The following is an 11281-nucleotide window of genomic DNA, read 5'->3' as shown; positions in this document are numbered from 1 at the left end:
TCGGAAAGCCGGAAGGGGGCCTACCCGGTTCGGGTAGGCCCCCTTCGCTTTCGCTGTGGGCGCGCGACGTCCGCTTCGCGTGCTCTTCGTTCTCTTCGTTGCTGCCGCGTCGGCGGGACACGGCTTCGGGCACGGCTTCAGACAGGGCTTCGGACACGGCTCAGCCCGCTTCGTTCACCGTCTCCCCGTTCACCGTCTCGGCGCGGGCAACCGGGCACGCTGAAGGGGCGGCCACCCCAAGGTGGTCACCCCTTACGTGCGTACGTCTGTCGGCCCTGGCCCGGAGGCTACTGGCCGCCTTCGTCTCGGCGCTTCTGCCAGCGCTGTTCGATGCGATCCATCATGGAGCGCCGCTGCCGGCCCTGACGACGGGCCTGCGGAGCGCCCGGCGCACCCGCGGCGGGCTGTTCGCCCGGCTTGGGGGCCTTGCGCCAACCGGTTACGGCGAGCACCGCGCAGCCCAGCATGACGAGAAAACCCACCACGCTGACCCAGATCTGCTGTGCGACCATTCCGGCCATGAGGAGCGCGATACCTACGAGGAAGCCGGCGACCGCCTGGTAGACCCGTCGCCGGGTGTACGTACGCAGCCCGCTTCCCTCAAGCGCTGTCGCGAACTTGGGATCTTCGGCGTACAGCGCTCGCTCCATCTGCTCGAGCATTCGCTGCTCGTGCTCCGAGAGCGGCACGGCGTCCTCCTCATCGTGCAGTCGCCGGGGCGACCGGGGGTCCCCTTCAGGATAGGCAGGGAATCGCCCCCGTGAAACCCGCCCCTCTGCGCCAATTCGCCAACCGGAACCCGCCATGGCGTTCCGATCCACTGAGGCGTAGATTCCCCAGCGACCGGCCCGTCATGCCGGACGGTCTCCCTCGATCATACGGCTCCGAGCGCCCGATCGGGGGGCCTGTGGCGTACTCCATCTGCCGTCGCGCCCCTGATCAGCGGCGCGCCTCCACAGCTCCCTCACTGGAGACGGCTCAGGTCTCGGTGGACTCGCGAGTCTCACCGAGCACATGGAGCTGCGTCGCCACGGAGTGGAAGGCGGCGAGTTCGGCCGCCGCGGCCTCCAGCTTGAGCAGGGCGTCCAGGGCTCCCGGTTCGGTGTCCACGAGGACGCCGGGCACCAGGTCCGCGAAGACCCGTACGCCGTGCACGGCACCGACGCGCAGGCCCGCGCCCTCGACCAGACCGGTGAGCTGGTCGGCCGTGAAGCGCCGCGGTACGGGATCACCCTCGCCCCAGCGGCCGTCCGGGTCACCGAGGGCGTGCCGGGCCTCCGTGAAGTGCCCGGCGAGTGCGCGCGCGAGCACCGCGCCGCCGAGGCCGGCGGCGAGCAGGCTGAGCACACCCTCGGGGCGCAGGGCCCCGACCGCGTTGCGGAGACCCTCGGCGGGGTCGTCCACGTACTCCAGAACGCCGTGGCAGAGCACAGCGTCGTAGCCGCCGCGCTCGACGACGTCGAAGAGGCCGTGGGCGTCGCCCTGGACGCCCTGGACGCGGTCGGCGACACCGGCCTCGGCGGCCCGGCGCTCCAGCGCGAACAGCGCGTTCGGGCTGGGGTCCACGACGGTAACGCGGTGGCCGAGGCGGGCGACGGGCACCGCGAAGTTGCCGCTGCCGCCTCCGGTGTCGAGGACGTCCAGCGACTCCCGGCCCGCGGCCTTGACCCGGCGGTCGAGGGCGTCCTTCAGAACGTCCCAGACCACGGCGGTACGGAGAGAAGCGCGGGGGCGTGAGGGGTCGGAGCGCGGCGCCGTCGGCTGAGGGCGGTGGTGGGAGACGGGCGGGCGCATCGGGTCCGACACGGCAGTTGACTCCTCGGCACGGCGCCGCGCTTGCGTACGGCGGAGCGATGGGGATACCTCCCCCGCCCAGTCCGGCGCCGGGGAGATGCAGGCGCCTCCAACCCTATTGCCTCGTGCCCCGTCGCCGGCCCTCCGTCTCGCGCGCCGGACGCGGCCCGCCTGCGGCCCCGCCCTGCCGGGCGAACCGGCGGAGCGAACCGGGGGAACGAACCGGCGGACCTGCCCGAACCGACCTGCCAGCAGCGAACGCCACGGCTGACAGCCGCGCCGAACCGGAGCCCGACCGAACCGGAGCCCGACAGGAGCCGCGCCGAACGGCCTGGGCGGCCTCCGGCGCCCCGACCCCGACCCGCAGCACACCGGGCCATCCCTGACCGGCCAACAGGCCCGCACGGGCCCGCACAGGCCCACAGTGACGGCCTCCGGCGGCTCCTGGCGAATCCCGGCCACGGCCCCGGACGCGACCCCGGACGCCGTTCATCCCGCGTCCGGCACATCCGGCACATCAGGCACGCCCTGATCGGGCTCCCGGTCCGACTCCTGCCGCGGCTGCGGCAGGACCGGCTGGAGCACCAGCATGCGCTCGACGAGGCGAAGGAACATCGCCACGTCGCGCAGCAGGTCGTCGGCGTCGCGGGTGGTCGCCGCGCCCTGGATGCCGGCCTCCGCGCGGGCACGGCGGCGGGCACCGGCGGCGAACAGCGCGCTCCACTCGGCGAGTTCGGGCGCTATCTCGGGGAGCACTTCCCAGGCGCTCCGGATCTTGGCCCGGCGCCTCGCGCTCGGCTCCGGGCGCCCGCGGGCGGCGAGCACGGCGGCGGCGGTGCGCAGGGCGGCGAGGTGTGCCGTCGCGTACCGCTCGTTCGGCGTTTCGAGCAGGGCTGCCTCGTCGAGTCCGGCACGGGCCTGGGCGAGCAGGTCGAGGGCGGCGGGCGGGGCCGTGGCCCGGCGGAGCACGGGGTGCACGTCGCTCGCCGGGCCGGTCAGTGAGGGGGCAGGGCCGGTGGCGCGTCGCCGACGGGCGGCGGCTGCGTGGTAGGTGGCCATGACGAACCTCCTGTCGTCTGTGTGACGGCTCTGTGGCCGTATGTGTCCATCGTGAGGTATGCCACTGACAATCCGTTCTGACCTGGGCTTTTGCTTCGATCACAGGTTCGGGATAGCTTTTGCACTGACCAGTCAGTTCAAAAAACCGGTCGGCTCGAGGACCCGGAGGGTGGGGGAAGTTGTGGACGGTCCGCACGGACTCGGCGTAAGGGCCGAGGACTTCGGGCTCAAGGGGCCCCGCGGGTGGGCGTTCCGCGGTATCGGCGTCGACGCGGAGCCCGGCTCGCTGATCGCGATCGAGGGGCCGTCGGGCTCGGGGCGTACGTGTCTGCTGCTCGCGCTCACCGGGCGGATGAAGCCCACCGAGGGGCAGGCGCGAGTCGGGCAGTCGGAGCTGCCGAAGCAGATGGCGGCCGTCCGCAGGTTCAGCGCGCTGGCCCATGTGCCCGGTGTCACCGACCTGGAGCCCGCCCTGTCCGTCGCCGAGCACCTTCGGGAACGGGCCCTGCTCCAGCGGCGGTTCGGCGGTTCCGTACGCGGGCTGCTGCGGCCTCGCTCGGAGCGGGTGACGGAGGCGCGCCTGCGCGTCGACAGCGCGCTGGCCGCCGCCGGGCTGGACCGGGAGGCGCTGCCCAAGGGGTCCCGGACCGCGGTGCGCGACCTGGAACGCGTCGAAGCGCTGCGGCTGTCCGTGGCGCTCGCCCTGATCGGCCGTCCCCGGCTGCTGGGCATCGACGACACCGACCTGAAGCTCTCGGGGGCCGAACGGGCCGAGGTCTGGGCGCTGTTGCGCTCCCTGACCGAAGCGGGGACCACGGTCGTGGCGGTGTGCAGCGAGGCCCCCGAGGACGCGGTCGTGGTGTCCACCGCACTCGTCGACGGACCGGCCCGCCAAGAAGACCGGAAGACCCCGAAGGCCCAGGGCGACCCGGAAGACCCGGAAGACAAGGAGACCGCGGATGCGCTCGCCGAAGCTGGCCGCGCTTGAGCTAAGGCGCTTCGGCAGGGGGCGGCTCCCGCGCGCGGCCCTGGTCGCGCTCCTGCTGCTGCCCCTGCTGTACGGCGCCCTCTACCTGTGGTCGTTCTGGGACCCGTACGGCCGTCTCGACCGTATCCCCGTGGCGCTCGTGAACGACGACAAGGGGGCGACGGCGGCCGACAGGAAGATCGTGATGGGCGACGAGATCACCAAGGGGCTGCGCGAGAGCAAGGCCTTCGAGTGGCACGAGGTGAGCTCCGCCGAGGCCCGCGAGGGCGTCGAGAACGGCAGTTACTACCTGTCGTTGACCATGCCGTCCGACTTCAGCAGGCGGATCGCCTCCAGTTCGGGCGACTCGCCGGAGACGGGCGCCCTCCAGGTGCGTACGAACGACGCGAACAACTACATCGTCGGGCAGATCTCGCGGACGGTCTTCGCGGAGGTGCGGACGGCCGCCTCGACCAAGGCGTCGCGGTCGTTCCTCGACAGGATCTTCGTCTCGTTCTCCGACATCCACGGGGAGACCGCGAAGGCCGCGAAGGGGGCCGACACGCTCAAGGGCGGGATCGGGAAGGCCAAGAAGGGCTCGAAGGACCTCGCGGACGGGCTGAAGGACGCGGAGGCGGGCAGCGGCAAGCTCTCCGCCGGTCTGAAGAAGCTCGACAAGGGCGCGGGCGACCTGGAGGACGGTTCGCGGCAGGTCTCGGAGGGGACGCAGACGCTCGCGGACAAGGTCAACGGCGTCGCGGACAAGGTGGGGCCCTTCCTCAAGGGCAACGAGAAGGAGATCGGCGACACGGCCCAGCTCGTCGCGGACTCCGCCGCTGCGATCCGCCGCAACCTCGACACGCTGGTGAAGACGGCACCGACGGCTGCCGAGGACGCCCGCACGGCCTCCGACACGCTGAACGGCGTCTACAAGGCGCGCTGCGAGACCCTGCCGCTGCCCGACGCCGCCTGCCCCGAGCTGAAGAAGGCGAAGGAGGCCGCCGCGGACGTGGCGAAGGTCGCCGACGACGTCAACACGCTGGTGGCCGGCCAGGACGGCGACCTGGACACGCTCGACAGGCATCTGGCCGCCCTGGAGAAGCAGGCCCAGGCGTTGGCCGACCGCTCGCCGCACCTCTCCGAGGACCTCGCCACCACCGTCTCCAAGGTCAACGCGCTCAACAAGGGGGCCGGAAAGGTCGCCAAGGGGGCGAAGACGCTGCACACGGGGCTCGGCACGGCCAAGTCCGGCGCGGCCGACCTGGACACCGGTGTCGGCGAACTCAGTACGGGCGCGGGCGACCTCGAAGGAGGCATGTACAAGCTCGTCGACGGCTCGGGGAAGCTCGCCGGCGGACTGCACGACGGTGCCGGCCGGATCCCCGACTACGACAAGAGCGACCGCGACCGGCGCACCGAGGTCATGGCCGACCCCGTACAGCTCGCTTCGAAGGACCTGCACAAGGCGCCCAACTACGGCACGGGTTTCGCCCCGTACTTCATTCCGCTCTCCCTGTGGGTGGGCGCGATGGTGGCCTACATGCTGATTCCGCCGCTCAACCGGCGCGCGCTCGCGGCGGGCTCCTCCGCCTGGCGCATCGCGCTGGCGGGCTGGCTTCCGGTGGCCGCCCTGGGGGCGCTCCAGACGGTCGCGCTGATGTCCGTGCTGCACTGGGGAATCGGACTGGAAATGGCGCGGACGGCCGGGACGGTGGGCTTCCTGTTCCTGGTGACGGCCTGTTTCGCGGCGATCGTGCAGTGGCTGAACGCCCGCTTCGGAGCGGCCGGCCGGATCCTCGTCCTCGCCTTCCTGATGCTGCAGCTGACGTCAGCGGGCGGCACGTACCCCGTGCAGACCAGTCCGGGGTTCTTCAACGCGATCCACCCCTTCATGCCGATGAGTTACGTGGTCGACGCCCTCAGGAGGCTCATCACGGGCGGCGGCCTGGGGCCGGTCTGGCAGGCGTGCGCCGTCCTCGCCGCGTTCACCGCCGGCGCCCTCGCGCTCACCGCCGTGTCCGCGCGGCGACGACAGGTATGGACCCTCGACCGTCTGCACCCGGAGCTGAGCCTGTGACAATCGGGGCCATGGAAAGCAGCAGGACGGTGGACAGCGGCGGCGGCCGGAGACAGGCGACCCGGCAGAAGCTCTACGAGGCGGCGGTGACCCTCATCGCCGAACAGGGCTTCTCGGCCACGACGGTCGACGAGATCGCCGAACGCGCCGGCGTGGCCAAGGGCACCGTCTACTACAACTTCGCGAGCAAGTCCGTCCTCTTCGAAGAGCTCCTCCGGCACGGAGTGGGACTGCTGACCGCCTCCCTCCGGGAGGCGGCGGAGAGGACCGCCCGGGACGGCGGCAGCAAGGTCGACGCACTGGACGCGATGATCCGGGCGGGCCTCGTCTTCATCGACCGCTACCCGGCCTTCACGCAGCTCTACGTGGCGGAGCTGTGGCGCACCAACCGGGCCTGGCAGTCCACCCTGATGGTGGTCCGTCAGGAGGCCGTCGCGGTCGTCGAGAACGTCCTGCGCGACGGGATCGCGAACGGTGAGCTGAGCGACGAGATCGACACCCCGCTGACGGCGTCGGCGCTGGTCGGCATGGTGCTCGTGGCGGCCCTGGACTGGCAGGCGTTCCAGCCGGAGCGCTCCCTGGACGACGTCCACTCGGCGCTGTCCCGGCTGCTCCAGGGAAGGGTCAGCGGGGACGGGCTCGGACACAAGTGAAGCGCCGGTCCGAAGTGGCCGCGTCCCCCGCGGGCCACGCCGGACCGGCGCCCCTTTTGTGCTCCCCCGTGTTTCCCCGTACTCCCCCGTTGGTTCCCCCGTTCCGGTCTCCCCCGGGTCCCCCCGTGCCTCGCTCCCGCCGAGTTTCTCGGCGGAAGGAGCGGCCAAGGGCGCTGCACCGTTCCGCCGCCCCGTGTCGGCGGTGCCGGAGCCGCGCCCCTTTCCGTGCCTCTACTCTCTCGTTCACGCAGGTCGGCACCCATCCGCGCGCGTACTCAACTCACTCACTAGGTACGGATACTCAGCCGTACGCACTCAGACCCAGGACGCGCCGTTGCCGACTGGTTACGATCGCCTCCGTGTCCGTACTCCCCCTGGTCTTCACCAGCGGCTGGGCCAGCGGTGTCAACGCGTACGCGGTGGTGCTGCTCCTCGGCCTCTTCGGCGCGACCGGGCTGACCGACGAGGTGCCCGAGTCGCTGCAGCGTCCCGAGGTCCTCATCGCGGCGGGCGTCCTGTTCGCCTGCGAGGCCGTCGCCGACAAGATCCCGTACGTGGACTCGGTGTGGGACAGCGTCCACACCGTGATCCGCCCGGTCTCCGGAGCCGTCGTCGCGGCGCTGCTGGCCGGGCAGAGCGGTTCGCTGTCCGAGCTGGCGGCCGGCGCGATCGGCGGCTCGTCGGCGCTTGCCAGCCACGTCGTCAAGGCCGGGACGCGGATGGCGGTCAACACCTCGCCGGAGCCGTTCAGCAACTTCGTGCTGAGCACCGCCGAGGATCTCGGGGTCGCCGGGATCATCACCTTTGCGATGTTCAACCCGCAGGCCGCGGCGATCATCGCGGGCGTCCTGCTGGTGACCGGTCTGGTCGTGCTCTACTTCCTGGTCTCGCGGATCAGACGGTTCCTGCGCCGCAGGGCCCAGCGCCGCGAGGAGAAACGCCTCGCGGAACGGGTGGGCCACCCACCGGGCTGACCTCGGACCGACCTCCGGCGGCCCCCGTCGGCTTCTGGCTCACCCCGGTCGGCCTCTGGGGCGGCCGCCCCTCGGCGGCCCCCTGCCGCACAGGCCCGGAGGCCGGCTGTCAGTGGCGGCCGATAAAGTCCCTGGCATGGCACGAATTGCGGTGATCGGCGCAGGCATGGGCGCGATGGCGGCCGCCGCCCGGCTGGCCGTCGCGGGCCACCGGGTGGTGGTGTACGAGCGCGCGGCGACGTACGGCGGGGCGGTGGGCCGCTTCGAGCGCGACGGCTTCGCCTTCGATACCGGCCCGGGGCTGCTCCACCTGCCCGCGGTCTACCGCGACCTGTTCGTCAAGACGGGCAAGGAGCCCCTGGAGGCCTGCGTCGACCTGGTCCAGGTCGACCCGGCGGCACGGCACGTCTTCGCCGACGGCACGGAGGTCTCGCTGCCCAACGCCTCCCGCGCGGGGGTCGTCTCGGCCCTGGGCGAGGCCCTCGGGGCGGGCGCCGGCGAGCGCTGGGGCGACTTCCTGGTCCGGGCGCGCGAGGCCTGGGACCGAACGCGCCGCCCGCTCCTGGAGGAGCCGCTCTGGCCCAACTGGCAGGTGCTGGCCGAGCGTGAGCCCTACCCCGCGCCGCGGCAGCGCCGGCTGCTGCGCACCCGCACGGCACGGACCCTCGCGGAGGTCGGCGCGTGGGAGCTGGCCGACCCCCGTCTCGCCGCCCTCCTGGAGAGCCACGCGCTCGCGTACGGCCTCGACCCGCAGACCGCCCCGGCGAGCGCGGCGGTCCTGCCGTACATGGAGCACGCCTTCGGCGCCTGGTATCTGCGCGGCGGGATGCGGGAGTTGGCGCGGGCCGTGCACGAGCGGTGCCTGGCCCGCCGGGTGGAGTTCGTCTTCGGCGCCGAGGTCGTCTCGGTCACGGAGAAGGACGGCCGTGCGGCAGGCGTGGAACTGCGCGACGGGACCGTCGCCGAGGCGGACTTCGTCGTGGGCGGCCCGCCGCAGCTGCTGGAGGCCCTGACGGGGCGCGACAGCCTGTACGAGGGTGACGCGCCCGGGTCGCACCCCGGGTCCCTGACCTGCGGCAAGGCCGTCGTCTGTCTCGCGCTGCGAGGCCCGCGCGAGCCCGGCGCCGTACACCGCACGGTGGTTCACACCACGGACCCGGCCGACGAGCGGAACGTCTTCGGGGCCGGGAAGCCCGCGGAGTGGCCCACCGTCTGGGTGGACCGGCCGGACGACGCACTGCTGCGCCCGGACGACGACCACGAGTCCGTGGTGCTCACGGCGACGGTGCCGTCGCTGGCGCACCACGACTGGACCGCCGAGGGTGCCGCCGACGCCTTCGCCGACCGCATGGTCACCGCCGCCGAGCGGGCGATACCGGGCCTGCGCGAGCGCATGCTGTGGCGCGAGGTGCGCACCCCCGTGGACACCGAGCGGGAGACCGGTGCCGAGGGCGGCGCCGTGCCCGCTCCCGCGCTGGCCGGTGCGGACGGCACACTGCTGCGGCCCGCCAACAGCACCCGTATACCGGGCCTGTTCACGGTCGGTGGCTGGGCGCACCCCGGCGGCGGATTGCCGCACGCGGGCATGTCCGGCGCGCTGGTGGCCGGACTCGTCGTGGAGGGGCCGGACTTCCGGGGCTCGCAGTGAGTGACCTCGCAGCGAGTGACGGCGACGGGGCGACGACCGGGGCGCACTGAGCCCCGGTCGGCACCGGCCCGTTCAGAACCGTTACTGCCGGATCATCCGGATCATCCGGAACCGTTACTGCCGACTCGCTCAGAACCGGTACTGCTCGTCGTAGCCGCCGCCGCCCTGCTGTCCGTTGCCGCCATTGGTCCCGTTGTTCCCGTTGCCGTCGTACGGATACGACTGCTCCGGCGGGAGTTCGCCGCCGTACTGGTCCTCGGTGTTGCGCTGCTGCGGCACCCAGACGCCGCCGGCCGGGGTCTCAGCGGCGTATCCGCCGTTGGTGGCGTACGGGTCCTGGGTGTAACCCTGCTGCGCGTACTGCTGCTGAGAGGCGTCGTAGGGCTGGCCGTACGACGCGGCGTCATAGGACTGCGTGCCGATGTACGGGTCGGAGTAGGCGGCGTACTGCTGTTGCTGCCCGGTGTCGTAGCCGTACTGCTGCTGGTCGTAGCCGGAGTAGCCGTCGTACCCGTAGTTCTGGCCGAGCGGGTCCTGGCCCTGCTGTCCCTGGGCCTGCGCGGCTGCCGCGTACGCCGGGTCGGTGGCCGCGGCGTAGGCGGCGTCGCTGTAGACGCCGTACTGACCCGTGTCGTCGGGCAGCGGCTGCGGCTCGTAGACGGAGGTCGACTCGGCGGCGGTGGCGGGGCGTTGTCCGAAGACCGAGTCGTCGTGCCCGTAGTCGTCGCCCTGGTCGAAGCCCTGGCTGGGAAACGTCGTGGTCTCCGCGGCGTGGAGGTCGGAGACCTCCAGCGTCGGGTCCTTGCGCTCCTCGCCGCGACGGCGCTTGCTGGCGCCCGGACGGCCGCCGAGACCGTTGACGGCCCAGCCGGAAGCGAAGCCACTGCGGAACGAGAGGGTCACATAGGTCTGCCCGACGGCGAAGGCCGCGGCACCCAGGCCGATGACCAGCACGTTCGGAATCAGGACACCGAGGACCACCCCGAGGAAGCCGGCGAAGGCCAGCAGCCGCCAGCGCAGCCGCGCCTTGTACTGCAGAAGTACCTCGCCGAGCAGCCATAGCGCGACGATGCCGAATGCGATGTAGAGGACCGTCCAGCCCATGTACGCCCCTCTCCCAGGTGGCCGCTACGCAGTGTGTCGTACGACGATGCGACCGGTCTAGGCCCGCTGTGGGTGATGCAGGCCCAGGTTCTCGTAGATTTCCAGCGTCGCGGTGGAGTTGTTCAGCGTAATGAAATGCAGTCCGGGGACTCCCTCGGCCAGCAGCCTCGCGCAGAACTCCGTGGCGAACTCAATGCCAATGGAGCGTACAGCCGCCGGATCGTCTTTGGCTGTGAGGATCCGCTCTTTGAGGGCGTCCGGGAACGAGGCGTTGCTGAGCTTGGGCAGCCGTTCCAGCATCTTCACGCTGGTCACCGGCATGACCTCGGGGATGACCGGGGTCTCGCAGCCCGCCGAGTCGACCCGGTCACGCAGCCGCAGATAGGACTCCGGCTGGAAGAACATCTGTGTGATCGCGTAGTCCGCGCCGGCCCGGCACTTGTCGACGAAGTGCGCGACGTCACGGTCCCAGTCGACCGAGCGCGGGTGCATCTCCGGGAAGGCCGCGACGCCCACACAGAAGTCGCCGGATTCCTTGATGAGCCGGACGAGTTCGGCCGCGTACGTCAGGCCCTGGGGGTGTGCCACCCAGTCGGCCATCGGGTCGCCGGGCGGGTCGCCGCGCACGGCGAGCATGTTGCGGATCCCGGCGTCCGCGAACTGGCCGATGATGTTGCGCAGCTCGGCGATGGAGTGGTTGACCGCGGTGAGGTGGGCGACCGGGGTCAGGGTCGTGTCGGCGACGATCTGCTCGGTCTCCCTGACCGTGCCCGCCCGGGTCGAACCGCCCGCGCCGTAGGTCACCGACACGAAGTCGGGGGCCACGGCCTCGACCCGGCGCAGCGCGTTCCACAGGTTCCGCTCGCCCTTCGGGGTCTTCGGCGCGGAGAACTCGAACGAGTACGTTTCCTTGCCGGTTGCGAGCATGTCACGCACTGTGCGTGCGCGGTCCGTCCTGGTGGAAGCAGATCCGAGGGCCATACCCGCAGGTTAGCCAGGGGGCGA

General features: G+C 71.8%; 10 protein-coding genes. 5 read left to right on the top strand and 5 right to left on the bottom strand.

The window, feature by feature from the left end; all coding sequences use genetic code 11:
- Positions 1-287: 287 nt before the first annotated feature.
- The 3 genes from ACIBEI_RS29700 to ACIBEI_RS29690 all read right to left on the bottom strand — a co-directional run bounded on the left by ACIBEI_RS29700 (position 288) and on the right by ACIBEI_RS29690 (position 2853).
- On the bottom strand, positions 288-689 hold the full coding sequence (locus ACIBEI_RS29700) for a DUF3040 domain-containing protein (RefSeq protein ID WP_189840297.1): 402 nt from the start codon (positions 687-689) through the stop codon (positions 288-290).
- A gap of 289 nt (positions 690-978) precedes the next feature.
- On the bottom strand, positions 979-1806 hold the full coding sequence (locus tag ACIBEI_RS29695; protein ID WP_398893304.1) for a class I SAM-dependent methyltransferase: 828 nt from the start codon (positions 1804-1806) through the stop codon (positions 979-981).
- A 477-nt stretch (positions 1807-2283) separates the two neighbouring features.
- Positions 2284-2853 (bottom strand): SAV_6107 family HEPN domain-containing protein, encoded by a 570-nt coding sequence (locus tag ACIBEI_RS29690; protein ID WP_361920428.1) that lies wholly within the window; start codon positions 2851-2853, stop codon positions 2284-2286.
- Positions 2854-3022: 169 nt separating this feature from the next.
- On the opposite strand from ACIBEI_RS29690, the gene ACIBEI_RS29685 reads away from it, so the two are divergent.
- The 5 genes from ACIBEI_RS29685 to ACIBEI_RS29665 all read left to right on the top strand — a co-directional run bounded on the left by ACIBEI_RS29685 (position 3023) and on the right by ACIBEI_RS29665 (position 9172).
- Positions 3023-3841, top strand: a complete 819-nt coding sequence (locus tag ACIBEI_RS29685) for an ATP-binding cassette domain-containing protein (protein WP_398893303.1) — start codon at positions 3023-3025, stop codon at positions 3839-3841.
- Positions 3813-5897 (top strand): YhgE/Pip family protein, encoded by a 2085-nt coding sequence (locus tag ACIBEI_RS29680; RefSeq protein WP_398893302.1) that lies wholly within the window; start codon positions 3813-3815, stop codon positions 5895-5897. The genes ACIBEI_RS29685 and ACIBEI_RS29680 overlap by 29 nt, the downstream gene beginning before the upstream one ends.
- Before the next feature lie 11 nt (positions 5898-5908).
- A complete protein-coding gene (locus ACIBEI_RS29675; RefSeq protein WP_269650586.1) occupies positions 5909-6550 on the top strand; it encodes a TetR/AcrR family transcriptional regulator in 642 nt (213 codons plus the stop codon).
- 359 nt (positions 6551-6909) lie between these two features.
- Positions 6910-7524 carry a DUF4126 domain-containing protein gene (locus ACIBEI_RS29670; protein ID WP_398893301.1) on the top strand — a complete coding sequence of 205 codons (615 nt, stop codon included), beginning with the start codon at positions 6910-6912 and terminating at the stop codon, positions 7522-7524.
- A gap of 136 nt (positions 7525-7660) precedes the next feature.
- Complete coding sequence (locus ACIBEI_RS29665) at positions 7661-9172, top strand: phytoene desaturase family protein (RefSeq protein WP_398893300.1); 1512 nt, start codon at positions 7661-7663, stop codon at positions 9170-9172.
- Positions 9173-9301: 129 nt separating this feature from the next.
- On the opposite strand, the gene ACIBEI_RS29660 is transcribed toward ACIBEI_RS29665, so the two are convergent.
- Together ACIBEI_RS29660 and metF are read right to left on the bottom strand one after the other, a co-directional pair.
- Positions 9302-10276, bottom strand: a complete 975-nt coding sequence (locus ACIBEI_RS29660; protein WP_398893299.1) for a hypothetical protein — start codon at positions 10274-10276, stop codon at positions 9302-9304.
- A gap of 57 nt (positions 10277-10333) precedes the next feature.
- On the bottom strand, positions 10334-11257 hold the full coding sequence (metF, locus tag ACIBEI_RS29655; protein WP_398893298.1) for a methylenetetrahydrofolate reductase [NAD(P)H]: 924 nt from the start codon (positions 11255-11257) through the stop codon (positions 10334-10336).
- Between the last annotated feature and the right edge of the window lie 24 nt (positions 11258-11281).

This window comes from Streptomyces sp. NPDC050988 (assembly GCF_044456225.1).
GTDB lineage: Bacteria > Actinomycetota > Actinomycetes > Streptomycetales > Streptomycetaceae > Streptomyces.
This window is presented reverse-complemented; position numbering and strand designations above follow the sequence as displayed.

Bases quoted from the DNA above. Each gene is read 5' to 3' on its own strand.
- ACIBEI_RS29680 (WP_398893302.1), top strand. From the start codon at position 3,813: ATGCGCTCGCCGAAGCTGGCCGCGCTTGAGCTAAGGCGCTTCGGCAGG.
- metF (WP_398893298.1), bottom strand. From the start codon at position 11,257: ATGGCCCTCGGATCTGCTTCCACCAGGACGGACCGCGCACGCACAGTG.
- ACIBEI_RS29675 (WP_269650586.1), top strand. From the start codon at position 5,909: ATGGAAAGCAGCAGGACGGTGGACAGCGGCGGCGGCCGGAGACAGGCG.
- ACIBEI_RS29660 (WP_398893299.1), bottom strand. From the start codon at position 10,276: ATGGGCTGGACGGTCCTCTACATCGCATTCGGCATCGTCGCGCTATGG.
- ACIBEI_RS29690 (WP_361920428.1), bottom strand. From the start codon at position 2,853: ATGGCCACCTACCACGCAGCCGCCGCCCGTCGGCGACGCGCCACCGGC.
- ACIBEI_RS29665 (WP_398893300.1), top strand. From the start codon at position 7,661: ATGGCACGAATTGCGGTGATCGGCGCAGGCATGGGCGCGATGGCGGCC.